This window comes from Microbacterium sp. NIBRBAC000506063, assembly GCF_017968845.1.
Lineage (GTDB): Bacteria > Actinomycetota > Actinomycetes > Actinomycetales > Microbacteriaceae > Microbacterium.
On the sequence record NZ_CP072877.1, the window covers coordinates 342,611 to 366,384 of the forward strand.

The 23,774-nt window shown below is 70.0% G+C and carries 18 protein-coding genes and 12 pseudogenes; 15 read left to right on the forward strand and 15 right to left on the reverse strand.

What is annotated here, in order from left to right:
• Positions 1–7: 7 nt before the first annotated feature.
• From KAE78_RS16310 to KAE78_RS16330, 5 genes are all read right to left on the reverse strand, one after another.
• Positions 8–820 (reverse strand): SURF1 family protein, encoded by an 813-nt coding sequence (locus tag KAE78_RS16310; RefSeq protein WP_223172621.1) that lies wholly within the window; start codon positions 818–820, stop codon positions 8–10.
• Positions 817–1,014 (reverse strand): hypothetical protein, encoded by a 198-nt coding sequence (locus tag KAE78_RS16315; protein WP_223172622.1) that lies wholly within the window; start codon positions 1,012–1,014, stop codon positions 817–819. Before KAE78_RS16315 ends, KAE78_RS16310 begins: the two co-directional genes overlap by 4 nt.
• On the reverse strand, positions 1,011–1,364 hold the full coding sequence (locus tag KAE78_RS16320; protein WP_223172623.1) for a DUF3099 domain-containing protein: 354 nt from the start codon (positions 1,362–1,364) through the stop codon (positions 1,011–1,013). The genes KAE78_RS16315 and KAE78_RS16320 overlap by 4 nt, the downstream gene beginning before the upstream one ends.
• A 104-nt stretch (positions 1,365–1,468) precedes the next feature.
• Positions 1,469–1,654: a DUF4190 domain-containing protein gene (locus tag KAE78_RS16325; RefSeq protein ID WP_262927891.1), complete on the reverse strand. Its 186-nt coding sequence runs from the start codon at positions 1,652–1,654 to the stop codon at positions 1,469–1,471.
• Positions 1,655–1,674: 20 nt separating this feature from the next.
• Positions 1,675–1,902 carry a hypothetical protein gene (locus KAE78_RS16330; protein ID WP_223172840.1) on the reverse strand — a complete coding sequence of 76 codons (228 nt, stop codon included), beginning with the start codon at positions 1,900–1,902 and terminating at the stop codon, positions 1,675–1,677.
• 113 nt (positions 1,903–2,015) lie between these two features.
• Between KAE78_RS16330 and fabG the strand changes: the two genes are divergently transcribed.
• Positions 2,016–2,726: a 3-oxoacyl-ACP reductase FabG gene (gene fabG, locus KAE78_RS16335; protein ID WP_223172624.1), complete on the forward strand. Its 711-nt coding sequence runs from the start codon at positions 2,016–2,018 to the stop codon at positions 2,724–2,726.
• 13 nt (positions 2,727–2,739) lie between these two features.
• Here fabG and KAE78_RS19090 read toward each other — a convergent pair whose 3' ends face one another.
• The 4 genes and pseudogenes from KAE78_RS19090 to KAE78_RS16355 all read right to left on the reverse strand — a co-directional run bounded on the left by KAE78_RS19090 (position 2,740) and on the right by KAE78_RS16355 (position 5,416).
• Complete coding sequence (locus tag KAE78_RS19090) at positions 2,740–3,102, reverse strand: alpha/beta fold hydrolase (protein WP_317451978.1); 363 nt, start codon at positions 3,100–3,102, stop codon at positions 2,740–2,742.
• Positions 3,103–3,134: 32 nt separating this feature from the next.
• A pseudogene (locus tag KAE78_RS19095) lies at positions 3,135–3,437 on the reverse strand (alpha/beta fold hydrolase); the annotation flags it as partial.
• Between the two features lie 45 nt (positions 3,438–3,482).
• Positions 3,483–4,071: pseudogene (gene serB / locus KAE78_RS20110) on the reverse strand (phosphoserine phosphatase SerB).
• Positions 4,072–4,172: 101 nt separating this feature from the next.
• Positions 4,173–5,416: pseudogene (locus KAE78_RS16355) on the reverse strand (glucose-1-phosphate adenylyltransferase).
• A gap of 47 nt (positions 5,417–5,463) precedes the next feature.
• Between KAE78_RS16355 and glgA the strand changes: the two are divergent.
• From glgA to KAE78_RS16370, 3 genes and pseudogenes are all read left to right on the forward strand, one after another.
• A pseudogene (glgA, locus tag KAE78_RS16360) lies at positions 5,464–6,674 on the forward strand (glycogen synthase).
• An 81-nt stretch (positions 6,675–6,755) separates the two neighbouring features.
• A pseudogene (locus tag KAE78_RS16365) lies at positions 6,756–7,539 on the forward strand (ABC transporter ATP-binding protein).
• An 89-nt stretch (positions 7,540–7,628) separates the two neighbouring features.
• Positions 7,629–7,883 (forward strand): type B 50S ribosomal protein L31, encoded by a 255-nt coding sequence (locus KAE78_RS16370; RefSeq protein WP_223172625.1) that lies wholly within the window; start codon positions 7,629–7,631, stop codon positions 7,881–7,883.
• Between the two features lie 62 nt (positions 7,884–7,945).
• Here the strand turns inward: KAE78_RS16370 and KAE78_RS16375 are convergent.
• Positions 7,946–8,652: pseudogene (locus KAE78_RS16375) on the reverse strand (3'-5' exonuclease).
• Between KAE78_RS16375 and KAE78_RS16385 the strand changes: the two are divergent.
• Positions 8,651–9,634, forward strand: coding sequence for an alpha/beta fold hydrolase (locus tag KAE78_RS16385; protein WP_262927894.1), 984 nt, complete (start codon positions 8,651–8,653; stop codon positions 9,632–9,634). The pseudogene KAE78_RS16375 and the gene KAE78_RS16385 sit on opposite strands and share 2 nt — an antisense overlap.
• Here KAE78_RS16385 and KAE78_RS16390 read toward each other — a convergent pair.
• Positions 9,606–10,078, reverse strand: a pseudogene (locus tag KAE78_RS16390) (Lrp/AsnC family transcriptional regulator). The gene KAE78_RS16385 and the pseudogene KAE78_RS16390 overlap by 29 nt on opposite strands.
• Positions 10,079–10,247: 169 nt before the next feature.
• On the opposite strand from KAE78_RS16390, the pseudogene pdhA reads away from it, so the two are divergent.
• The 3 genes and pseudogenes from pdhA (at position 10,248) to KAE78_RS16405 (ending at position 13,709) form a co-directional block, all read left to right on the forward strand.
• Positions 10,248–11,359, forward strand: a pseudogene (gene pdhA, locus KAE78_RS16395) (pyruvate dehydrogenase (acetyl-transferring) E1 component subunit alpha).
• A gap of 1 nt (position 11,360) precedes the next feature.
• On the forward strand, positions 11,361–12,371 hold the full coding sequence (locus tag KAE78_RS16400; RefSeq protein ID WP_317451942.1) for an alpha-ketoacid dehydrogenase subunit beta: 1,011 nt from the start codon (positions 11,361–11,363) through the stop codon (positions 12,369–12,371).
• Positions 12,368–13,709: pseudogene (locus KAE78_RS16405) on the forward strand (dihydrolipoamide acetyltransferase family protein). The gene KAE78_RS16400 and the pseudogene KAE78_RS16405 overlap by 4 nt, the downstream one beginning before the upstream one ends.
• 192 nt (positions 13,710–13,901) lie before the next feature.
• Here the strand turns inward: KAE78_RS16405 and KAE78_RS16410 are convergent.
• Positions 13,902–14,516: a TetR/AcrR family transcriptional regulator gene (locus KAE78_RS16410; protein ID WP_223172626.1), complete on the reverse strand. Its 615-nt coding sequence runs from the start codon at positions 14,514–14,516 to the stop codon at positions 13,902–13,904.
• 126 nt (positions 14,517–14,642) lie between these two features.
• Between KAE78_RS16410 and KAE78_RS16415 the strand changes: the two are divergent.
• The 6 genes and pseudogenes from KAE78_RS16415 to KAE78_RS16435 all read left to right on the forward strand — a co-directional run bounded on the left by KAE78_RS16415 (position 14,643) and on the right by KAE78_RS16435 (position 20,628).
• A pseudogene (locus tag KAE78_RS16415) lies at positions 14,643–16,221 on the forward strand (carboxyl transferase domain-containing protein).
• Between the two features lie 5 nt (positions 16,222–16,226).
• Complete coding sequence (locus tag KAE78_RS19100) at positions 16,227–17,387, forward strand: biotin carboxylase N-terminal domain-containing protein (RefSeq protein ID WP_317451943.1); 1,161 nt, start codon at positions 16,227–16,229, stop codon at positions 17,385–17,387.
• Positions 17,300–17,980, forward strand: a pseudogene (locus tag KAE78_RS19105) (acetyl/propionyl-CoA carboxylase subunit alpha); the annotation flags it as partial. The gene KAE78_RS19100 and the pseudogene KAE78_RS19105, both read left to right, overlap by 88 nt.
• 162 nt (positions 17,981–18,142) lie before the next feature.
• Positions 18,143–19,308: pseudogene (locus KAE78_RS16425) on the forward strand (acyl-CoA dehydrogenase family protein).
• Positions 19,309–19,375: 67 nt separating this feature from the next.
• A complete protein-coding gene (locus KAE78_RS16430; protein WP_223172831.1) occupies positions 19,376–19,816 on the forward strand; it encodes a MaoC family dehydratase in 441 nt (146 codons plus the stop codon).
• Positions 19,813–20,628, forward strand: coding sequence for an HpcH/HpaI aldolase/citrate lyase family protein (locus KAE78_RS16435; RefSeq protein ID WP_223172627.1), 816 nt, complete (start codon positions 19,813–19,815; stop codon positions 20,626–20,628). Before KAE78_RS16430 ends, KAE78_RS16435 begins: the two co-directional genes overlap by 4 nt.
• Here KAE78_RS16435 and KAE78_RS16440 read toward each other — a convergent pair.
• Positions 20,602–21,198, reverse strand: coding sequence for a histidine phosphatase family protein (locus KAE78_RS16440; protein ID WP_223172628.1), 597 nt, complete (start codon positions 21,196–21,198; stop codon positions 20,602–20,604). The two genes, KAE78_RS16435 and KAE78_RS16440, sit on opposite strands and share 27 nt — an antisense overlap.
• A gap of 9 nt (positions 21,199–21,207) precedes the next feature.
• Positions 21,208–22,020, reverse strand: coding sequence for a Sir2 family NAD-dependent protein deacetylase (locus KAE78_RS16445; RefSeq protein WP_223172832.1), 813 nt, complete (start codon positions 22,018–22,020; stop codon positions 21,208–21,210).
• 94 nt (positions 22,021–22,114) lie between these two features.
• Here KAE78_RS16445 and KAE78_RS16450 point away from each other — a divergent pair, with 94 nt between their 5' ends.
• Positions 22,115–22,936 carry a TrmH family RNA methyltransferase gene (locus KAE78_RS16450; protein WP_223172629.1) on the forward strand — a complete coding sequence of 274 codons (822 nt, stop codon included), beginning with the start codon at positions 22,115–22,117 and terminating at the stop codon, positions 22,934–22,936.
• 3 nt (positions 22,937–22,939) lie between these two features.
• Here the strand turns inward: KAE78_RS16450 and KAE78_RS16455 are convergent, their stop codons facing one another.
• Positions 22,940–23,767: an SGNH/GDSL hydrolase family protein gene (locus KAE78_RS16455; protein ID WP_223172630.1), complete on the reverse strand. Its 828-nt coding sequence runs from the start codon at positions 23,765–23,767 to the stop codon at positions 22,940–22,942.
• Between the last annotated feature and the right edge of the window lie 7 nt (positions 23,768–23,774).

A 23,774-nucleotide genomic window follows, 5' to 3' on the forward strand; every position in this document is an offset into this window, starting at 1 on the left:
GTATCGCTCAGGCGTCCAGAAGCGCGTCCTCGGCCTCGGCGTCGCGATCGCGGCGTCGCCTGCGGTCGGATGCCGCGACGACCGTGCCCGCGGCCTCCTCGCGACGACGGGTGATCTCGGTGCGGATGATGTACGCGATGAAGACGAAGCCCATGATCGCGAAAAGGATCCACTGGATCGCGTAGGAGAGGTGTGGCCCCGGGTCCTCGGTCGGCGCGTCGAAACCGCCCAGGAAGACCGCGGGCCCGGGGTCCTCGGAGACGATCTGACCGTAGGCACCGGTGATCGTGCCGGCACCGGACACCTCGGCGATCGAGGGCAGGTGGATCGTGGGCACCTGGCCCTCGGGGGCGCTGCGGCCCGACGTGGGCAGCGGCTCGCCCGGCCGAAGGCGCACGATGACCTCGACCGGCCCGGACGCGGGCGCGGCGACGGAGTCGGGGGAGTCGCCCTCGCCGGAGAGGACCCAGCCGCGGTTGACGAGGAAGACGCGATCGTCGTCGGTGTGGAAGGGCACGATGACCTCGAAGGCGCGTGTGCCGCCGTGGGGGCGATTGCGCACGAGCACCTGGTCTTCTGCGGCGTACTCGCCCTGCAGGAGCACCTGGCGCCACTCGTCGGCGGGATCGAGCGCGCCGTCGGACCCGATCAGATCATGCAGAGGCACAGGCGGACGATCGTAGTTCGCCTCCACCAGGGCGATCTGCGCGGTGCGGCTCTCATTGCGGTCGAACTGCCACTGTGCGAGGAAGGCGCAGGCGGCGGCGAAGGCGGAGGCGATCAGGAGATAGGCGCCCCAGCGGACGAAACGGTTGCTCACGCGGCGGCACCCGCCCTGACCGTCACCGGGAAGTCGCGAGCCCGCAGGTACTCGCTGAGGAAGTCCCGATGCTCCTCGCACGCGAGCCAGATCTTCTCCCGGCCCTCATCATGGATGCGCGGATTGCGCCAGACGATCTCGTGGGTCGCCCGGGCGCGGCAGGCGGCACGGGAACAGATGAGCTCAGCGGTCACGCCGGATCATCCTGACCGTCGGGACGGCTCTCCTGCACCTCGATGATCGATGGGTTCTCCTCGGGGATCGCGGCCTCCGGAGCCTCAAGCGCCCGCGCCGGGATCTCGGCGGTGGCCGCTGTGCTGTCGCGCCCCGCGTTGGCGACGACCACGGCGATGTAGGGGAGGAAGATCACACCCGCCGCGAAGACCCACGTGTACCAGCCGTAGGGCGTCACGAGCACCATGAGCACGAAGCAGGCCATGCGGATGCCCATCGTGATCGTGTAGGTGCGCACGCGCGCCCGGTCGTCGTCCTGCGGTGCGCGCGGCAGGGACGTGACGGACGGGGCCTTGCGGGAGAGTTTCACGATGCCTCCAGCCTACGCCTGCTGAACGCACCGGTGCGCCCGTCCCGAGAGGGGACGGGCGCACCAGGAATGCTCGTGTCAGTAGGGGTAGGTGGAGTACGTCGTCATGAGGGGATGAGCACGGCGAAGAACAGCAGGACGCCCAGGACGGCGAAGGCGATGCCCACGTAGCCCATGATGAGGCCGGCCAGCGCCATGCCGCGACCCTGCTCGCCGCTCGTCTTGAGCTTGCCGAGAGACATGTGCCCGGTGATGATGGCCACGATCGAGCCGATGAACGGGATGATCACGAGCCCGGCGATGCCGGAGATCAGCGCGACGACGGCGAGGGAGTTCGTGGGGCGACCGGCGCGTAGGCCTGACCGGGCGCAGCGGCGTATCCGGGGGCGGGCGCGGCGGTGTAGCCGGGATAGGCCGGCGCCTGCGGTGCGGATTCGTAGGCGGGCGCAGGCGGGGTCTGCGGCGCGCCATAGGTGGGTGCGGCCGGCGGGGAATAGGGAGGCGTGTCGTTGTCGCCGGTGGGAGTGTTGTCGCTCACGTCGATGCCTTTCGGTCGGTGTACTCAAGATTTTCAGGGTCGGGCGAGGGTGTCAAACCTCTGTTCTCGGTAGGCTGAACCTCTGCCCCTGCCTCGATTCTGGAGAAGTTCACATGAGTGATGGTCGCGTTGTCCTCGTCACCGGCGGAAACCGCGGTATCGGCCGCGCGATCGCCGAGCGCTTCGTGCGTGACGGCTATCGGGTCGCGGTGACCGCGCGCAGCGGAGAAGGACCCGAGGGCACGCTGACCGTCCGCGCGGATGTGACGGACGCCGCCGCGGTCGACGCCGCGTTCACCGAGGTCGAGGCCCAGCTGGGTCCGGTCGAGATCCTCGTCGCCAACGCGGGGATCACCAAGGACACGCTGCTCATGCGCATGACCGAAGACGACTTCGACAGCGTCGTCGCGACGAATCTCGGCGGCACGTTCCGGGTCGTCAAGCGCGCTTCCAAGGGGATGCTGCGCGCCCGCTTCGGCCGCGTGATCCTCATCTCCAGCGTCGTCGGCCTGTACGGATCTGCGGGACAGGTGAACTACGCCGCCTCCAAGAGCGCCCTCGTCGGCTTCGCGAGGTCGCTGACGCGCGAGCTCGGCGGACGCGGTATCACGGCGAACGTCGTCGCGCCCGGCTTCATCGAGACCGATATGACGGCGGAGCTGCCCCAGGAGACCCAGAAGCAGTACAAGGCGAACATCCCCGCCGGCCGCTTCGCCACCGCCGATGAGGTCGCCGGCGTCGTGACCTGGCTCTCCGGCGACGACGCCGCCTACATCTCCGGCGCGGTGATCCCTGTCGACGGCGGTCTGGGCATGGGGCACTGAACGCGGCCCATACTCATGCCCCGGATACCCCGGCGACGATGAGCTCGGCGAGTCGCTCGGGCACGGAGAACTGCGGCCAGTGGCCGGAACCGATGCGCACGACCCGGAAGTCCTTCACCGCGGCCGCCTCGTCGCCGTAGGGGCCCCACTTCGCCAGGGCGGCGACGAGCTCATCGTGGTCGAACCCACCCGACAGCACCACGACGGGGACGTCGAAACGGCGTTCGTCGCCGAGAGGGATCGGGTCGGTCGGCACACGTACGGGAACGCTCCGTGCGAGCGGCGCGGTGCGTTCGCGGGTGGTCGCATCGAGATCCGACACGTCTTCGTCGTCGAAGAAGTCCCAGCCGGGGAAGGGCACGACGCCGTCGACCACGTCGAACTCGGAGATGACGCCGCCGGGTAGGGCAGGATCGTGTCGACGAGCACGACGCGCGCCACGCGTTCGGGACGCGCATCCGCCGCGCCCCAGGCCACGTTGCCCCCGCCGCTGTGACCGACGAGCACGACAGGCCCGTCGAGGGCGTCGATCCGCTCGACGACGGCGGCGACCCAGTCGGCGATGCCGATGTCGGCGGAATCGGATGCGGGTGCACCGACACCCGGCATCGTCAGCGGATGCGGGCGATGCCCGGCCTCTTCGAGCGCGGGAAGGATCGGGTCCCATGAGCTCGCATCGAGCCACAGGCCGGGAATGAGGATGACGTCCATACCTGCACGGTAGCGGGGCCGCCGACATTCGGGCACCCCGTGCGGTCACGGCAGCAGCGGGATGACCTCGCGGAGGTCCTGCGGACCGACGACGAGCGAGGCCGCCTCCCGGACGGCCGGCTTCGCGTTGAACGCCAGGCCGAGGCCGGCGGCCGCCATCATCTGCAGGTCGTTCGCGCCGTCGCCGATCGCGATCGTCGCCCGCGCGGGACGGAGAACTCCTCCGCCCACCTTCGCAGCATCACCGCCTTGACCCCGCCGTCGACGATCTCGCCGTCGACGGTGCCGGCCAGCACCTCTTCGGTCACCGTCAGCCGATTCGCGCGCCAGTGATCGACCCCGAGCTCCGGAGCGATGTGGTCGAGGATCTCGTGGAAGCCGCCCGAGACGACGCCCACGACCCCGCCGCGTTCGTGCACCGCAGCCGTCAGCTCGCGTACACCCGGGGTCGGACGCACCCGCGCCGTACATGCTCGAATGCCGTGACCGGCACGCCGCGCAGCGCCTCCACGCGCGAACGCAGGCTCGCGGCGAAGTCCACCTCGCCCCGCATCGCGGCCTCGGTCGCGGCCTGCACCTCGTCCCGGCGTCCGGCCTCGTCGGCGAGCAGCTCGATCACCTCGTCCTGGATCAGGGTCGAGTCGGCGTCGAGGACTACGAGGAAGCGCCGGTGGTCACCCGATCGAGCCTAGGGCACCTCGGGCGCGCGGGCCCGGGGAGGGGCGTGGCCGACGCTCAGGCCTCGATGTGCACTCCCTTGCCGACGATCGTGAGCCCCGACTCGGTGACGGTGAAACCCCGCTCCAGGTCGCGTTCGCGATCGACGCCCACGGTCGCCCGATCGGCGAGCACGACGTTCTTGTCGAGGATCGCCCGGTGCACGCGGGCGCCCTGCCCCACCCGCACATGCTCGAAGACGACCGAATCGGTGATCGTCGAGCCGCCGCCGGCCAGCGTCCACGGTCCCACGACGCTGCGTTCGAGGTGCGTGCCCGAGAGCACGGAGCCGAGCGACACGATCGAGTCGATCGCGTTGCCGATGCGGCCGACCGAGTCGCGCACGAACTTCGCCGGGGAGAGTTGACCATCTGCGAGTGGATCGGCCACTCCATGTTGTACAGGTTGAACACGGGCAGCGTCGAGATGAGATCCATGTGCGCATCGAAGAAGGAGTCGATGGTCCCGACGTCCCGCCAGTAGGCACGATCCCGAGGCGAGGAGCCCGGCACTTCGTTCTGCTTCATGTCGTAGAAGCCGGCCTCGCCGCGAGAGACGAAGTACGGCACGATGTCGCCACCCATGTCGTGGCTCGACGTCGGCAGCTCGCCATCGGCCTCGACCGCGGCGATGAGGGCATCGGCATCGAAGATGTAGTTGCCCATCGAGGCGAGCACCTCGTGCGGGGAGTCCGGCAGGCCCGCGGCATCCGACGGCTTCTCGAGGAACTCGTGGATGCGCCCGGAGTCTCCTGCGGCGACATCGATGACCCCGAACTGCGAGGCCAGGGCGATGGGCTGGCGGATGCCGGCGACGGTCGCCTTCGCGCCCGAGGCGATGTGCGCATCGAGCATCTGACGGAAGTCCATGCGGTAGACGTGATCGGCGCCGATCACGACGACGATGTCGGGCTTCTCGTCGTTGATGAGGTTCAGGCTCTGCAGGATCGCGTCGGCGGACCCGGAGAACCAGCGCTTCCCGAGGCGCTGCTGCGCCGGAACCGATGTCACATAGGAGTCCAGGAGCGCCGACATCCGCCATGTCTGGGAGATGTGGCGGTCGAGGCTGTGCGACTTGTACTGCGTCAGTACGACGATCTGCCGGAGCCCGGAGTTGATGAGGTTGGAGATGGCGAAATCGATGAGGCGGTACTGGCCGCCGAAGGGCACCGCGGGTTTCGCGCGATCCGCCGTGAGGGGCATGAGTCGCTTGCCCTCGCCACCGGCGAGGATGATGCCGAAAACCTTTGGTGCGGTGGCCATGGCTCCACCATAGAACCCTCCTGCCACCTTGTACTAGCGTTCATGACATGCGCGTTGATGTGATCACCAAGGAGTACCCGCCGGAGATCTACGGCGGCGCCGGCGTTCACGTCGCCGAGCTGGTCCGCGCGCTTCGAGATCTTCCGGCGCCCGGCGGTCTTGTCGATGTGCGCGTGCGGGCGTTCGGCGCGCTGCGGGATGAGCCGGGACCTCCGCCTACGGCGTGCCGGCCGAGCTCGCCACGGCGAATCCGGCGCTGCAGACCCTCGGCACCGATCTGGTCATCGTCCCGGCCACCGCGGGCGCCGACCTCGTGCACAGCCATACCTGGTACGCGAACTTCGCGGGCACCTGGCCTCGCAGCTGCACGGCATCCCGCATGTGCTCACGGCGCACAGCCTCGAGCCGCTGCGGCCGTGGAAGGCCGAGCAGCTCGGCGGAGGCTACGCGGTCTCCAGCGGCATCGAGAAGCTCGCCTACGAGAACGCGGCGGGCATCATCGCCGTGAGCGCCGGCATGCGCGCCGACATCCTGCGCAGCTATCCCGCCGTCGATCCGGCCAAAGTCCGGGTGATCCACAACGGCATCGACATCGACGCCTGGCACCCCACGGAGGACCGGGCGTTCCTGGACAGCATCGGGATGGACCCGATCGGCCGTCGGTGGTCTTCGTCGGGCGCATCACGCGTCAGAAAGGACTGCCCTACCTCCTTCGGGCGGCCGCCGCGCTCCCCGGCGATGTGCAGCTGGTGCTCTGCGCCGGCGCCCCCGACACCCCGGAGATCATGGCGGAGGTGCAGGCAGGGGTGGCAGAGCTGCAGAAGACGCGTGAGGGGTCGTGTGGATCGAGCGGATGCTGCCCCGCGCCGAGCTCTCGGCGATCCTCACGGCGGCGACGGCCTTCGTCTGCCCTTCGGTGTACGAGCCGCTGGGGATCGTCAACCTCGAGGCCATGGCGTGCGGCGCCGCCGTCGTCGGGACGTCGACAGGAGGGATCCCGGAGGTCGTGGACGACGGTGTCACGGGCCGGCTCGTGCCGATCGAGCAGCTGCAGGACGGCACCGGCACGCCACTGGATCCGGAACGCTTCGTTCAGGATCTCGCCCAGGTGCTCACCGAGGTCACCGGTGATCGCGCCCGGGCCGCCGAGTACGGTGCGGCGGGCCGCGAGCGGGCACGCACGCAGTTCAGCTGGTCGTCGATCGCCGAGACGACCCGCGCGCTCTACGCCGAGCTTCTGAGCGGGTCCGTGCGCTGAGCCAGGCATCGCGCAGCGAACCCGGGAAGAAACGCGGCACGAGTCGGGAGGGGCGCGTTCCTGAGCGGATAGGGTGGAAGCATGTCGAGCGCCCTGGATTTCACCGATGTCGTCGTGCGCCGTGAGGGGCGCAACATCGTCGATCACGTCACCTGGAGCGTCACCGCAGAGCAACGCTGGGTGATCCTCGGCCCGAACGGCGCAGGCAAGACGACGCTGCTGCAGCTCGCTGACACCCTCATGCACCCGACCTCGGGGACGGTGACCGTGCTGGGGAGACCCTGGGGCGCACCGACGTCTTCGAGGTGCGTCCGCGCATCGGCTTCGCGTCTTCGGCCATGGCCAAGCGCGTGCCGCGCGATGAGACGGTGCTCAACGCCGTGCTCACGGCTGCCTACTCGGTCCTCGGCCGCTGGAACGAGGAGTACGAGGACATCGATGAGCGCCGGGCGCTCCGGGTGCTCCGCGACTGGCACCTCGACCACCTGGCCGACCGCACCTTCGGCACCCTCAGCGACGGCGAGCAGAAGCGCGTGCAGATCGCGCGGGCCGTCATGACCGACCCCGAGCTGCTGCTGCTCGACGAGCCGACCGCGAGCCTCGACCTGGGGGCGCGCGAGGAGCTGCTGGCGCTGCTGAGCGGCTATGCCTCGGCGCCGACGACGCCCGCGATGGTCATGGTGACCCACCACGTCGAGGAGATCCCGGTCGGGTTCACGCACGTCCTGCTGCTGCGCGAGGGGCGATCGTCGCCGCCGGCCCGATCGCCGAGACGCTCACCGCCGAGGCGCTGACCGACACGTTCAGGCTGCCGATCAGCCTGTCCGCCTCCGAGGGCCGCTACGCCGCACGCGCCACGACCTGAGCGTTCGATTCCGATCTGCTAGACTTGACCCTTGGTGCCGATTGCGCACCCGCAGACTTTTCCCATCCACATCTCCGCAAGGATTCCGCATGAAGACTGACATCCACCCCGACTACCAGGCCGTCGTGTTCCGTGACCTGGGTTCGGGCGAGACCTTCCTGACCCGCTCGACGGTCACCAGCGACAAGACGATCGAACTCGACGGCGTCGAGTACCCCGTCGTCGACGTCGAGATCTCGTCTGCCTCGCACCCGTTCTACACGGGCAAGCAGCGCATCATGGACTCGGCCGGCCGCGTCGAGAAGTTCAACCAGCGCTTCAAGGGCTTCGGCGGCAGCAACTGACGCTACCTGCACGAAAAGAGGGTCCGCTTCGGCGGGCCCCTCTTTCGCGTATCCGCGACAGCTCAGCGCACGGGCCAGGCTTCGTCGAGGGTCTCGTGCGGCTCGAGACGCCCGATGCGGATGAAGTACTCGGTCAGGCTCGCGGCCTGATCGCGGGCCCAGCCGATCTGGGCGGTGTGCAGTCCGAGGGCGGACTCGCCGAACTGGGCCGGATAGCGTCGGGCGATCGCGAGGGCGACGCGGCCGGCGGCCTCGGCATCGGCGGAGGCCTCATGGGCGCCGGAGAGATCGACGCCGTAGTGCTCGGCGACGTGCGTGAGCGTGCGCTTGCCGCGCCGGTAGCGGTCGATGCGCTTGTCGATAACGAGCGGGTCGATCACGGGCTGAGGGGTGAGTGCGGCGAGGCCGTGGCGGAGGCACTCGTGCCGCAGGAGGCTGAAGTCGTAGGCGGCGTTGTACGCGACGACCGGGATACCGCGGGCGAAGAGTGCGGCGAGGGCCTCGCGCACCTCGGCGACGACCTCGGCGGCGGGCGGCCCTCGGCGCGCGCCTGCTCGGTGGTCACCCCGTGCACGGCGCTCGCGCCGGCGGGGATCGGGATGCCCGGGTCGGCGAGCCACGAGCGTGAGGTGACCACATCGCCCCGCGCGTCGAGCATGCCGACGTGCGCGGTGACGATGCGATCCTCGGCGACGTCGACTCCGGTGGTCTCCAGGTCGAAGACGCCGATCGTCGTCAGCCAGTCGGGGAGGTCGCCGTGTTCGCTCATGACCTTCACGGTAGACGGGGCCGCCGACATCGGCGTCCAGGCGCACCGTGATCGGCGCGGCATCCGGCTCCTAGACTGGAGACATGCCCGCGCCCTCGCCGTATGCCGCCCGCCTGACCGCGATCCCGGTGACCCGGCGCGAGGTCGAAGTGCTCGGCGGCACGACCGCGTACTGGGAGTACGGGTCGGCGGATGCGGAGACGACCGTCATCGCCGTGCATGGCTTCCGAGGCGAGCATCACGGCCTGGAGCCGGTCGTGGCCTATCTTCCCGGCATCCGCGTGATCATGCCCGACCTTCCCGGATTCGGAGAGACCGCGCCACTGCCGGACCGTCGGCACGACCTGGAGGCCTATGCCTCCTGGCTCACGGACTTCGCGGGGCAGGTGGCCCGGGAGCCGTGATCCTCGGACACTCCTTCGGTTCGATCGTGACCGCGGCCGCCGTCGCGCGCGGGCTCGAGACGCCGCGGCTCATCCTCCTCAATCCGATCGGCGCCCCCGCACTGGAAGGACCGAAGGGTGTGCTCACCCGTCTCGCGGTGCTCTACTACGGCGCCGGCGCCTGGCTTCCCGAGCGTCTCGGCACCGCGCTCCTGCGCAACCGCGTGATCGTTCGCGTCGCGAGCCTCGCGATGGTCAAGACCTCGGATGCGGCGCTGCGCCGCTTCATCCACGATCAGCACGACACCTACTTCTCGCGCTTCGCCGACCGCGATGTCCTGCGGGATGCCTTCGTGGCGAGCGTGTCGCACGACGTGCGGGAGTTCGCCGTCGGCATCCGGGTTCCGACGCTGCTCGTGGCGGCGCAGGAGGATCAGATCACGCCGATCGAGGCGGAGCGCGAGCTCGCCGGGATGTTCGAGCGGGCTCAGCTGCACGAGATCGCCGGCGTCGGGCACCTCATCCACTACGAGACGCCGGCCGAAGCGGCCGGTGCGGTCACCCGTTTCCTCAGGGCTCCCGCCTGGCGAGACCGATGAGGCCGGCGACGCGGTAGGGATCACCTCGCCCATTGCGAGGGCGGTCTCGGTGCGCTCGACCCCTTCGATCGCGAGAATGCGGGCGTCGGTGTCGAAGAGGTGCCGTGCGTCGCGGCAGGCGACCCGGGCGAGGATGTCGACCGAGCCGCTGAGGCCGTGCGCCTGGACGACCTCCGGGATGCGGGCGAGCTCGGAGGCGATGCGCGGCAGCTCGTTCTGGCGCAGCCCGATGCTGATGAAGGCCTGCAGGGGGAAGCCGAGGACCTCGGTGGAGATGGAGCGCTCGTAGGAGAGGAAGACGCCGGACTGCTCCAGGCGGGCCATGCGCGCCTGGATGGTGTTGCGGGAGAGGCCGAGCTGCTCGGCCAGGGCGACGATCGTCGCGCGCGGGTCCGCGGTGAGAGCTGCGAGCAGTTCCAGGTCGATGCGATCGAGGGAGGACATAGTGCCAAACTCTAGCACCCACTCATTGTGCTCTGCTTGGCAACATGCTCAAGCCTGATTCAGTTGCTTGAGCGAGGTGATGAACGGACGTATCCTGCCATCAGGGCAGCAACGCGGCTGCCGACGACGTGAACAGCCCCACAAGGGCGAGGCCACGAGGAGGACGAAGATGTCAACGCATAAATCTCCGGCTCTGGACAAGGGCATCGATCTCGATCTGGTCGAGAGGGTGCTCGCGCCCGACGGGACGAGGCTTCCGAATCCCCGACTCGATCCGCATCTGAGGGATCTCGACGTCGAGCAGCTGCGGGGATGTGGCGCGACATGACGGTCGTGCGCCGCATCGACAGCGAGGGCGTCGCCCTTCAGCGTCAGGGCCAGCTGGGTCTGTGGGCACCGTGCCGCGGTCAGGAGGCCTCCCAGATCGGCACCGCCCGCGCGTTGCGCGAGACCGACTTCATCTTCCCCAGCTATCGCGAGCACGGGGTGCTCTATGCGCGGGGCGTGGCGCCCGGCGACTACGTGCGCGTGTGGCGCGGCGAGGAGGGGTCCGCCTTCGATCCCGCGCAGATGCGCATGGCGCCGCTGCAGATCATCATCGGCGCGCAGTCGCTCCACGCGACCGGATACGCCGTCGGCATCCGTCACGACGGCACTGACGAGGTGGCGGTGACCTACTTCGGCGACGGTGCGACCAGCCAGGGCGACGTCAACGAGGCGATGATCTTCGCGTCCTCCTACGGCGCCCCGGTCGTCTTCGTCTGCCAGAACAACCACTGGGCGATCTCGGAGCCGGTCACGGTGCAGGCCAAGCATCCGATCGCCGGCCGCGCCCCCGGGTTCGGCATCCCGAGCCTGCGGGTCGACGGCAACGACGTCCTCGCCTGCTTCGCCGCGATGCGCTGGGCGGCCGAGCACGCCCGTTCGGGCCGAGGCCCGGCGTTCCTCGAGCTGGTGACTTACCGCATGGGCCCGCACACGACCGCCGACGACCCGACGCGCTACCGCACCGAATCGGATGTCGAGGCCTGGGCGCAGCGCGACCCGATCGCACGCCTGGAGGCGCACCTGCGCGCGACGGGCGCGCTGACCGACGAGCATGTCGCGGAGGCGCAGGCGGCGGCCGACGCCACGGCGAAGGAGCTGCGCGCGGCGTGCCTGGGCATGGTGACCCGCGAGCCGCTCGCGGTCTTCGACAACGTCTACGCCGAGCCCCACACGGGCCTGCGCCGTCAGCGCGATGACTATGCGGCGTACCTCGCGGCGTTCGAGGAGGCCTGAGATGACGGAGATGACCCTGGGCAAGGCCCTCACCGCCGGGCTCCAGCAGGCGATGCGTGACGACGACAAGGTCGTCATCATGGGCGAGGACATCGGCAAGCTCGGCGGGGTGTTCCGCATCACCGACGGCCTCCTCGACGAGTTCGGCGCGGAACGCGTCATGGACACGCCGCTGGCCGAGTCCGGCATCGTCGGCATGGCCGTCGGCCTCGCCTTTCGCGGATACCGGCCGGTCGTCGAGATCCAGTTCGACGGTTTCGTGTACCCGGCCTTCGATCAGATCGTCTCGCAGGTCGCCAAGCTCCACTACCGGACCCAGGGTCGCGTGAAGATGCCGATCACGATCCGCATCCCCTGGGCGGGAGGCATCGGTGCGGCCGAGCACCACTCCGAGTCGCCCGAGGCGTACTTCGTGCACACCGCAGGCCTCCGCGTGATCGCGGTGTCGAACCCGCAGGACGCCTACCGGTGCCTGCGCCAGGCGATCGCCAGCGACGACCCGGTGATCTTCTTCGAGCCCAAGCGCCTCTACCACCACAAGGGCGAAGTCGACCTGGACGCGCCCCTGGCGGATGCGCCGCCGATGGGTCTGGCCCATGTCGTGCGGGAGGGAACGGATGCCACGCTCATCAGCTACGGCGCGATGCTGACCACGGCACTGGATGCCGCCGCGGCGGCCGAGGACGAAGGGATCTCGCTCGAAGTCATCGACCTGCGCTCCCTGTCGCCGGTGGACTACGACACCGTGTCGGCGTCGGTCCGCAAGACCGGTCGCGTCGTCGTCGCGCACGAGGCCTCCCGCGAGGCGGGTGTGGCCGCCGAGGTCATCGCGAGCATCACCGAGGACTGCTTCCACTGGCTGGAGTCGGCGCCTCTGCGCGTGACCGGGCACGACATCCCCTACCCGCCGGCGAAGCTGGAGAAGTTCCACCTGCCCGACCTGGACCGCATCCTCGATGCCGTCGACCGCGTGCTCGATCGCCCGAACAGCCTGACGGAGGTGGAGCGATGAAGCAGGAGTTCCGTCTCCCGGACCTCGGAGAGGGCCTGACCGAGGCCGAGGTCGTCACGTGGCATGTGAAGCCCGGCGATGCCGTCGCACTCAACCAGACGCTCGCGGAGGTCGAGACGGCCAAGGCCGTCGTCGAGCTGCCCTCGCCCTACGAGGGTTCCGTCGCCCAGCTGCACGTGGGCGAGGGGAGACCCTCGCCGTCGGTGCCCCGCTGATCGTCTTCGAGATCGAGGGCGCCGAACCGGAGGCCGAGACGCCGTCCTCCGGCGAGGACGGGGCGAAGCCGAACCTCGTCGGATATGGAGCGGCGGTGAGCTCCGGACGTCCGGCGCGCCGCGCACGGCGTGCCGGCGCGAAGCCCGCGGCATCCGACACCGCGGTCATCGATGCGGCACCCCACGATGCGATCCCCGAGACGCAGAAGGAGACACCGGTGGGGGAGCGTCCGCGCTCGACGCCTCCGGTGCGCAAGTACGCCAAGGACCGCGGGATCGACATCGTGCTCGTCGCTGCGGAGGTCGGCGACCGCATCGTCACCCGCGAGGACGTCGACGCCTATGCCGAGCGCGTCGGTGCGGCGGCCGCCCCTCCGCTCCCGTCGAAGCGCCCGTGGTCTCGGCGCTCGGACGCGCCGAGGGCCGGGAGACGCGCGTGCCGATCCGGGGCGTGCGCAAGCACACCGCCCAGGCGATGGTGCAGAGCGCCTTCACCGCTCCGCATGTGACGACCTTCCACACCGTGGACGTGACCGCGACGATGGATCTGATCGCGTCGCTCCGCGAGGACAGGGCGCTGGCGGGCACGCGCATCGGCCCGCTCGTGGTCGCGGCGAAGGCCGTGTGCCTGGCGCTGACGCGCACCCCGGCCCTCAACTCCCGCTGGGATGAAGAGGCGGGGGAGATCGTCCAGTACCACTATGTGGATCTGGGGATCGCGGCGGCGACGGAGCGCGGGCTCATCGTGCCGAACATCCGTGAGGCGCAGGACATGACGCTCACCGAGCTCGCCGCCTCGCTCGCCTCTCTCACGGAGACGGCGCGCGCGGGCAAGACGTCTCCGGCCGAGCTGGCCGGGGGCACCTTCTCGATCACGAACATCGGCGTGTTCGGGGTGGATGCGGGCACACCGATCCTCCCGCCGGGCCAGAGCGGCATCCTCGCGCTCGGCGCGGTGCGTCGTCAGCCCTGGGAGTACAAGGGCGAGATCGCGCTGCGCCAGGTGATGACGCTCAGCCTGTCGTTCGACCACCGGATCGTGGACGGGGCCGAGGGCGCCCGTTTCCTGAAGGACGTTGCCGACATCCTCGAGGAGCCCGGGCGCGCGATGCTCATGCGGTGAGTCCGCACGTGTTCGGAGACAGCCTCCGCCTCTGCCGACTTCTGTGCCGGTCTCAGTTGTTGCGGGCATTCCACGCCGGATGCCGCAACAACTGAGACCGGCGCTCGTCTCTGTCGCACACGATGCGGGATGCGGACGAGGCGACCCGCAACAACTGAGACCGGTGTGGCGCTGAAGGTGGAGGGACGTTCTTCACTCACTGCTGCGCCGGCGGGCGCGGTCAGGCGGGGCCAGGAGCGCCGCCTCGGCCATCGCGGCGAGAACGCCGGCGGTGGCCGCATCGGAGCGGGCGGCGGCGGTCGTCGAGTGCGGCGTGGAGTTGATGAGGCCGAATCCGGCCTGCACTCGCAGGCGGAGCTCGGCTTCCGATCCCGGACGCAGGAGGGCGAGCGTCTGCATCCACAGGCCGATGTAGGTGCGCTGCAGGCGCCGCACCTCGGCGTGATCGTCGTCTGAGAGATGCGGGATCTCGCGGTCCTGTACGCGGATGACATCGGCGTTGCCGAGGGCGAAGTCGACGTGGAACCGGATGAGCGCCCGCATCCGATCGATGCCCTCGGGGGTCGCCTCGGCGACGCCGATGCCGCCCGCGACGAGATCTTCGCTGACCCGCACGAGGAGAGCACCGAGCAGTGCCTGCTTGCCGCTGACGTGCCGGTAGACCGCGGGACCGGAGACGCCGACGGCGGCGCCCAGCTCTTCGAGGCTCACGCCGGCGAAGCCGCGCTCGGCGAACAGGCGCGCGGATTCGCGGAGCAGCGACTCGTACCGTTCGGCCTTGGCGCGGTCACGGGAGGTGCTTGCCATTTCAGTTAATCCTCGCTAACCTGAACGTGCAGTTAATCAATGCTAACTGAGCTTAGTCCGCTTGCCGCGTTTCGTCTCGATTCGTTCGTTCGACGACCGGACGGGATACGGCCGGTGCAGCGTGCGATGTCGAGGAGGACACCCCGGATGCCGGTGACCCAGACACAGGAATCCCTCGCAAGAACGCTCCATGAGCGCCTCGCCGAGGTGGCGCGCGGGGATCGGATGCTGCGCGCGAACGCCATGTGTCCCGCGGGAAGCTCCTGCCCCGTGACCGCGTGAGCCGCCTCCTCGACGAGGGCAGCCCTTTCCTCGAGGTCGCACCGCTGGCCGCCGAGGGCATGTACGGCGGCGAGGTCCCGGCCGCCGGGGTCGTCGCCGGGATCGGTCTCGTGCACGGCCGCCAGGTCATGGTCGTGTGCAATGACGCCACGGTCAAGGGCGGCTCCTACCTCCCGATGACGGTCAAGAAGCACCTGCGCGCGCAGGAGATCGCGATCGAGAACCGCCTTCCCTGCCTCTACCTCGTCGACTCGGGTGGTGCGTTCCTGCCGAAGCAGGACGAGGTCTTCCCCGACCGCGAGCACTTCGGGCGCATCTTCTTCAACCAGGCGCGCATGTCGGCCGAGGGCATCCCGCAGCTGGCCGCCGTCCTCGGCTCCTGTACCGCCGGCGGCGCCTACGTGCCGGCCATGAGCGACGAGAGCGTGATCGTGCGGAACCAGGGCACGATCTTCCTGGGCGGCCCGCCCTCGTGAAGGCCGCGATCGGCGAGGTCGTCACCGCCGAGGAGCTCGGCGGGGGAGAGCTGCACGCCCGCCGCTCCGGTGTCGCCGACCATCTCGCCGAGGACGACGAGCACGCGCTGGAGATCCTCCGCGACATCGTCGCGACCCTGCCGGCTTCGGCGGCTCCGGTCACGAACGTGCAGGCGGTCGTCGAGCCCGCGGAGACCTCGAGCCTCTACGACGTCGTCCCGGTCGACGTGAACCAGCCCTATGACGTGCACGAGGTCATCGTGCGTCTGGTGGACGGCGACTCCTTCCACGAGTTCAAGAGCCAGTACGGCACGACCCTCGTCACCGGCTTCGCCCGCATCCACGGCCACCCGGTCGGCATCGTCGCCAACAACGGCGTGCTCTTCGGCGACTCGGCCGTCAAGGGTGCCCACTTCATCGAGCTGTGCGACCAGCGCGGGGTCCCGCTGCTGTTCCTGCAGAACATCTCCGGGTTCATGGTCGGAAAGGACGCCGAGGCCGGCGGCATCGCGAAGGACGGCGCGAAGATGGTCACCGCCGTCGCCACCACACGCGTCCCCAAGCTCACCGTCATCATCGGAGGCTCCTTCGGCGCCGGCAACTACTCCATGTGCGGGCGGGCCTATTCGCCGCGCTTCCTGTGGACCTGGCCGGCCAGCCGCATCTCGGTCATGGGCGGGACGCAGGCGGCATCCGTCCTCGCGACCGTCAAGGAGGACCAGCTCGCATCGCGCGGCGAGGGCTGGAGCTCCGAGGAGCGCGCCGCCTTCGAAGAGCCGATCCGCGAGCGCTACGAGGAGCAGGGCGAGCCCTACTACGCCACCGCCCGCCTCTGGGACGACGGCATCATCGATCCCGACCAGACCCGCGATGTCCTCGGCCTCGCCCTCGACGTCGTCTCCCGCACCCCGCTGCCCGAACCGCGCTTCGGCGTATTCCGGATGTGATCCCTGTGACCGAGACCCCGCCCTTCGACACAGTCCTCGTCGCCAATCGCGGCGAGATCGCCCGGCGCATCATCCGGACGCTGCGTGCCCTCGGCATCCGTTCGGTGGCCGTCTACAGCGACGGCGACGCCGGCGCGCCGCACATCCGCGAGGCCGATGAGGCCGTGCGGCTCGGGCCCGATCCGGCGTCCGCGTCGTATCTCCGGACGGATGCCGTCATCACCGCCGCCCGGCAGAGCGGCGCCCAGGCGATCCACCCGGGATACGGGTTCCTCTCCGAGAGCGTCGACCTCGCCCGCGCCTGTGCCGACGCAGGGATCGTCTTCGTGGGTCCGGGGATCCGCGCCCTGGAGGTCGCCGGAGACAAGGCCCGTGCGCGGGAGCATGTCAGCGCGCACGGCGTTCCGATCATCCCCGGCTTCGACGCCGCCGGGCTCGGCGATGCGGCGATCGCCGAGCGCGCCGCCGAGATCGGCTACCCCCTCCTGGTCAAGCCCAGCGCGGGCGGCGGCGGCAAGGGCATGGAGATCGTGTCGGATGCCGCAGAGCTGCCTCAGGCGCTCGCCTCCGCCCGCCGGGTCGCGACGGCCGCCTTCGGCGATGACGCGCTCATCCTCGAACGGCTCATCGCCACGCCCCGCCACATCGAGGTGCAGGTCTTCGGCGACAGCCACGGAGACATCGTCGCCTACGGCGAGCGGGAGTGCACACTGCAGCGACGTCATCAGAAGGTCATCGAGGAGTCGCCGGCCCCGGGGCTGTCGGATGCGACCCGTGCTCGTCTGGCGGAGGCGGCTATCGCCGCCGCGCGCAGCGTCGACTACATCGGCGCGGGCACGGTCGAGTTCCTCATCGACAAGAACCGGCCCGAGGAGTTCTTCTTCATCGAGATGAACACGCGGTTGCAGGTCGAGCACCCGGTCACCGAAGCCGTCACCGGTCTCGACCTCGTCGCCCTGCAGCTGGAGGTCGCCGCCGGCGGGCGGGTCGCGTCGCCGCCCGAACCGCGGGGCACGCGATCGAGGCCCGCGTCTACGCCGAGTCGCCCGAGCGCGGCTTCCTGCCCTCGGTGGGCCGTGTGCTCGTGTTCGGCGCCCCCGAAGGGGTGCGGACGGATGCCGCGGTCGAGACCGGCAGCGAGGTCTCCGCCTCCTACGATCCCATGATCGCGAAGGTCATCGCCCACGCGCCGTCGCGTGCGGAGGCGCTCGCGCAGCTGGACGCGGCCCTGGGCGAGACGGTCGTGCTCGGTGTCGAGACGAATATCGGCTTCCTTCGTGCTCTCGGCGCAGACGAGCGGGTGCAGGCCGGCGACATGGACACCGGCCTGATCGAGACGCTGCTGCCCTACGAGGCTGCACCGGTCTCGGAGGAGGCCCTCGCCGCGGCGGCGCGAGCGCTGCAGCCGGCGGATGCGGCATCCGACCCCGACCCGTGGGTCGCCCTGCGCGGCTGGCGCCTGTCCGCTCCCGCGGCCCCACCCGCCCAGGCCTTCCTGACCGACACCGACATCATCGTCCACGGCTCGGCCGAAGCTCTTTCGGAGGTCGCGGTCGCCGCCGACGACGGCGCCGTCTGGGTGAGCGACGGCGGGCGCAGCATCCGGCTGCGTCCGCTGACCCGGAGGCAGGCGCTGAAACGACGCCTGGCCGCCCTCGACCCGAGCGAGTCCGCCCAGGGGCCGGATTGTCTCGCGCCCATGCCGGGTGCGGTCGTCGCCCTCCACGTCGACGACGGCGCGGAGGTGCGCAAGGGCGATCGGCTCGTCTCGATCGAGGCCATGAAGATGGAGCACCCCGTGCTCGCCCCCACGACGGGGTCGTGCGACTGCTCGTCGCCGTCGGAGACCAGGTGCGCACCGATCAACCCGTCGCGCGCGTGCCCCATGCCCCACCGGGGCCCACACCACCGAGGAGTCGTCATGACCGCATTCCTGAGCGCCGAAGAGCAAGAGCTCGCCGCGATGGTGCGCGAGTTCGCGAACGAGGTCGTCGCACCGCAGTCCTACGAGGCCGATCGCACGAAGACCCTGTCGATGGACGTCGTCGGGCAGTTGGGGAGCTGGGGCTGTTCGGCCTGCCCTTCCCTGAGGAGGTCGGTGGCCAGGGCGGCGACTACTTCGCCCTGTGCCTGGCGATCGAAGGTCTCGGCAGGGTCGACCAGTCGATCGCCATCACGCTCGAGGCCGGTGTGGGGCTGGGCGCCATGCCGATCTACCACTTCGGCACCGATGCCCAGCGGGAACAGCTGCTGCCCGACCTCACCGCGGGCAAGGCACTCGCCGGCTTCGGCCTGACCGAGCCGGAGGCGGGATCGGATGCCGGCGCCACCCGCACGACGGCGCGTCTGGAGGGCGGCGAGTGGGTCATCGACGGCTCGAAGCAGTTCATCACCAACTCCGGCACCCCGATCACGCGCTTCGTGACCGTGACGGCCGTGACGGGCGAGAGGGACGGCCGCAAGGAGATCTCGACGATCATCGTGCCCAACGGCACGCCCGGCTTCACGGTCGAGCCGGCCTACGACAAGCTCGGCTGGCGGGCATCCGACACGCATCCGCTGACCTTCACCGGAGCCCGTGTGCCGGAGGAGAACCTGCTCGGCGAGCGCGGCCGCGGATACGCGAACTTCCTGTCCATCCTCTCCGAGGGGCGCATCGCGATCGCGGCACTGTCCACGGGCGCCGCCGAGGGCTGCCTGGAGGAGGCGACCGCATATGCCCAGAGCCGCATGATCTTCGGCTCCGCCCTCGCCACCCGCCAGAACGCCCAGTTCACCCTCGCGAGGATGAAGGCCCGCGTGCACCACGCACGCCTGGCATGGCACCACGCCGCACGCCTCAAGGACGCCGGCAAGCCCTTCGCGACCGAGGCGGCACTGGCGAAGATCGCCGCGAGCGACGCCGCCATGGACAACGCGCGTGACGCGACGCAGATCTTCGGCGGCAACGGCTTCATGGACGAGTTCCCGGTCGCCCGCCACTACCGCGACTCGAAGATCCTCGAGATCGGAGAGGGCACGACCGAGGTCCAGCTCATGCTCATCGCCCGCTCGCTCGGGCTGGGCTCCGGCGGTGCGAGCAGGTAGCGTGAGCGACGTGAGCACCGAGGAATCCGCACAGGAGATCATCGAGCGCGGCCTCTACTTCGAGGAGATGGTCGAAGGGGCCCGCTACCTGCATCGCCCCGGCCGCACCGCGACCGAGGCCGACAACGTCCTGTTCACGACGCTGACGATGAACACGCAGGCGCTGCACCTGGATGCCGCTTTCGCGCAGACGCAGGAGTTCGGACAGCGCCTGATGAACTCGATGTGGACCCTCTCGACCATGGTCGGCGCCTCCGTCGCCCAGCTGACCCAGGGGACGCTCGTCGCACAGCTGGGCCTCGGCGACATCTCGTTCCCGCATCCGCTCTTCGCCGGCGACACGCTCTACACCGAGAGCGTGATCAGCGGCAAACGGCTCTCGACGTCCCGTCCCGGGCAGGGCATCGTCACGATCACGCACACCGGGCGCAATCAGGACGGCACGGTCGTCGCGCTCGCGACGCGCACCGCGCTCATCCGCTGCCTGCCTGAGGGGGGAGAGGGATGAGCGAGTTCGCGCTCGGGCCCTCCCTGCTGTTCTGCCCCGCCGACCGCCCCGAACGCTTCGCCAAGGCGATGGAGCGCGCCGACGCCGTCATCCTCGACCTGGAAGACGCCGTGCTGCCCGCCGCGAAACGGGCCGCCCGAGGGCACCTCATCGACGCGCACGTCGACGCCGATCGGGTCATCGTCCGGGTCAACCCCGTCGGCACGACCGACTTCGAGGACGACCTCGCGACCCTCGCACAGACCGACTTCCGCACCGTCATGGTCGCCAAGGCCGAGAGCGCGAAGAAGTTGCAGCGCGCCCTCGATCAGCGCTTCTCCGTCATCGCGCTGTGCGAGACGGCCCGCGGCATCCAGAACGCCGACCGCATCGCGGCGGTGGAGAACGTCGTCGGCCTCATGTGGGGCGCGGAGGACCTCGTCGCCTCCCTCGGCGGCACCTCGAGCCGCTTCGCCGACGGCCGCTATCGCGACGTCGCCCGGCACGCGCGTTCTCAGGTGCTGCTGGCCGCCGGGGCACGAGGCAAGGCCGCGATCGACTCCGTCTACGTCGACATCGACGACGCCGAAGGCCTGCTCGCCGAGGTGAAGGATGCCGCGGCATCCGGTTTCCGGGCCAAGGCGTGCATCCACCCCGGCCAGGTCGCAGCGATCCGCGAGGCCTACCGGCCCTCGGCCGAGGAGATCGAGTGGGCGCAGGCGGTGCTTGCAGCGGCCGAGAACGAGCACGGCGTGTTCCGCTTCCGCGGGAGCATGGTGGACGAGCCGGTGCTCCGGCACGCGCGGTCAGTGCGCAGCCGCGCTGGTCTCTGACTCGAGCAGCCGCAGGACCCCGGGCTCGAGCACGAACCGGTGCGCGGAGCCGTTGCGCAGCTGCTCGCCCTCGGCGGGGAGCGTGCCCCGGGAGGCATGGTTCAGCAGCGTGCGGATGACACCGCCGTGGGTGACGATGATCACCGATTCGGCCACCGGCGCCGAACGCCGGCGTGACGCCACACTGATCTCCTCGAGCGCGGCGAGAGCACGGTCGAGCACCTGGGCGTGGGTCTCGGCGCCCGGCACCTCGGCGTGCCAGTTGCCGTACCGCGCCATGTACTCGGTGTCCAGGAGTCCTTCGGCGTCTCCGTAGGAGCGCTCGCGCATGTCCGGGACGAGCTCCGGCGCGGAGAGCGACAGCTCGGCGGCGATGATCTCTGCCGTGCGATGGGCGCGGCGCAGCGGACTGGCGTAGATGGCGTGATGCGTCTCGCCGGCAAGCATCCCCGCGGCCGTGAGGGCCTGCGCCTCGCCGGTCAGGTTCAGCGGGATGTCGCTGGACCCCTGGATGCGCCTGGCCAGGTTCCAGTCGGTCTGGCCGTGGCGCACGAGAGTGAGAAGGGTCACCCTCCGAGCCTAACCGTCTGCGACGAGGGCACGCTCCAGCGCCGGCAGCGCCTCGCTCGTGCCGAAGGAGAGCACGGCATCGGCCCAGGCGTCGACCTTGGTGAGCTCGCGGTTGATGAGCACGATCGGGATGCCGCGGCGCCGCGCCCGCTCGACGAAGCGCACACCGGAGTTCACCACGAGCGATGTGCCGGCGACCAGGAGCGCGTCACTTCCCCGCAGCAGCGCCTCGGCGGCACGGAAGCGCTCGGTCGGCACGTACTCGCCGAAGAAGACGATGTCGGGCTTGAGCATTCCGGCGCAGACGGTGCAGGTCGGCACCCGGAATCCCTCGGTGGTCTCGGGGAGCACATCCCCGTCGGGCCCGAGCACGATGTTCTCCGGGACGAGGATCCAGGGGTTGTCCTGCTCGATGCGCTCGGCGATGTCGCGGCGGTCGAACACCTGCCCGCAGACGGTGCAGTTCACCCGCCGCATCGTGCCGTGCAGTTCGATGACCCGCGCGCTGCCGGCGCGCAGGTGCAGCCCGTCGACGTTCTGGGTGATGATGCCGCGGACGATGTCGCTGGCCTCCATCGAGGCCAGCGCCTCGTGCCCGGCGTTGGGCTCCGCGTACGCGAAGCTGCGCCAGCCGAGGTGGCTGCCGACCCAGTAGCGGCGTCGGGCGCCCTCGTCGGAGAGGAAGCGCTTCGCCGTCATCGGTGTGCGCGGCGTGCTGCCGGCACCGCGGTAGGCCGGGATGCCCGAGTCGGTCGAGATGCCGGCGCCGGTCAGCACCGTGATCGAGCGGCCGCGCAGCAGCTCGACGGCGCGGGCGAACATGGCGGGCACCGCCGGGCGTGTGTCATATGTCACGGAACCTCCCTCAGCGATCATAGGGCTCCGTGGCACCACCGATGCGCGTGCGTCTGCGAAAGTGGTCTCCTATGCACCTCGAACAGATATCGGATGCCGACGACCCCGGCTCGACGACTTCCGCCACCTCACCGACGTCGCCCTGCGGCGTGTGCAGGAGCCGGCGGGTGGGCTGTACATCGCCGAGTCGGCCAAGGTCATCGCGCGCGCCTGCGCCGCCGGGCATCGTCCGCGTGCGGTGCTCACCCAGCAGCGGTGGGTGGACGGCATCCGAGAGATCCTCGGGGAGACGGACACGCCGGTCTACCTCGTCCCGGATGCGGTCGCCGAGGCGGTGACCGGCTATGCCGTTCATCGCGGAGCGCTCGCATCGATGCACCGACCCGAGCTGCCGAGCGTGGCGGAGGTCGTGGTGGACGCCGCTCTCGTTCTGGTCCTGGAGGACATCGTCGACCACACGAACGTCGGCGCCGCCTTCCGTGCCGCCGCGGGCCTCGGGGCGGATGCCGTTCTCGTCACACCGCGCTGCGCCGATCCGCTGTACCGGCGCAGCGTGCGGGTGAGCATGGGGACCGTGTTCCAGGTGCCGTGGACGCGACTGCCCGAGTGGGACGAGGGCGCCGAGCAACTGCACGCTGCCGGCTTCGAGATCGCCGCACTGGCCCTCAGCGACGACGCCGTGACCCTCGACGCCTATGCGGCCCGGCGGCCCGACAGGGTCGCCCTGGTGATGGGCACGGAGGGTGACGGTCTCTCGCGGAAGGCGCTGGCGGCATCCGACCGCGTCGTCACGATCCCCATGGGCGGGGGAGTGGACTCCCTCAACGTCGCGTCGGCCGCGGCCGTCGCCCTCTGGGCGCTGCGGCATCCGCCCGCGTCCTGACGGTCAGTCGGCTTCGGGACGCAGCACGGGAGCGGCATCCGGGCGCTTGGCCTCGATGTCGTCGCCGGAGGACTGGTGGCGCAGCCGCCGCAGCACCCAGGGGACGAGGTGCTCCCGTGCCCAGACGAGGTCGTTGCCGCGGGCCTCGCGCCAGGTGCGTGTCGGCAGCGGGTCGGGCTCCATCGCCTTGAGGTCGTTCGGCACGTTCAGCGCCCGCAGCACCATGCGGGCGACCTCGTGATGCCCGAGGGCGTTGTAGTGCAGCCGGTCGTCGTCGAAGAAACGCGGATCCTGCACCGTCTTCAGAGCCCACTGATCGGCGACGATGCAGTCGTACCGGTCGGCGATCGCCCGCACGTTCTCGTTGTAGATCGCGACCTTTCCGCGGAAGGGACGGAACACCGGGGTGAAGCCGGTGTCGATCCCGGTGAAGACGATGACCGCGGCGCCCGTGCCCGAGAGCCGCGCGATCGCGCCGTCGAGCTGGGCGGCGATCTCATCGGGATCGGTGCCGACGCGGATCACGTCGTTTCCGCCCGCGCAGATCGAGACGAGATCCGGACGCAGCGCGATGGCCGGTTCCAGCTGGTCCTCGAGGATCTGCGCGATGAGCTTGCCGCGCACGGCGAGGTTCGCATAGGCGAAGTCGTCGGCCTGCTGCGCGAGCACTTCGGCGACGCGGTCGGCCCAGCCGCGGTGACCGCCCGGGGCGTTCGGATCCGGGTCGCCGATGCCCTCGGTGAAGGAGTCGCCGATCGCGACGAAGCGTCGCCAGGGGTGCGCGGTCTCGTTCGGCACGTAGGGGGTGCGGGACGAATCCTGCGTTGTCATCGGTGCT

Coding starts and splice junctions, on each gene's coding strand:
- fabG (WP_223172624.1), top strand. CDS start 2,016: ATGAGTGATGGTCGCGTTGTCCTCGTCACCGGCGGAAACCGCGGTATC.
- KAE78_RS16370 (WP_223172625.1), top strand. CDS start 7,629: ATGAAGACTGACATCCACCCCGACTACCAGGCCGTCGTGTTCCGTGAC.
- KAE78_RS16385 (WP_262927894.1), top strand. CDS start 8,651: ATGACCTTCACGGTAGACGGGGCCGCCGACATCGGCGTCCAGGCGCAC.
- KAE78_RS16400 (WP_317451942.1), top strand. CDS start 11,361: ATGACGGAGATGACCCTGGGCAAGGCCCTCACCGCCGGGCTCCAGCAG.
- KAE78_RS16410 (WP_223172626.1), bottom strand. CDS start 14,516: ATGGCAAGCACCTCCCGTGACCGCGCCAAGGCCGAACGGTACGAGTCG.
- KAE78_RS16430 (WP_223172831.1), top strand. CDS start 19,376: ATGGTCGAAGGGGCCCGCTACCTGCATCGCCCCGGCCGCACCGCGACC.
- KAE78_RS16435 (WP_223172627.1), top strand. CDS start 19,813: ATGAGCGAGTTCGCGCTCGGGCCCTCCCTGCTGTTCTGCCCCGCCGAC.
- KAE78_RS16445 (WP_223172832.1), bottom strand. CDS start 22,020: ATGTTCGCCCGCGCCGTCGAGCTGCTGCGCGGCCGCTCGATCACGGTG.
- KAE78_RS16455 (WP_223172630.1), bottom strand. CDS start 23,767: ATGACAACGCAGGATTCGTCCCGCACCCCCTACGTGCCGAACGAGACC.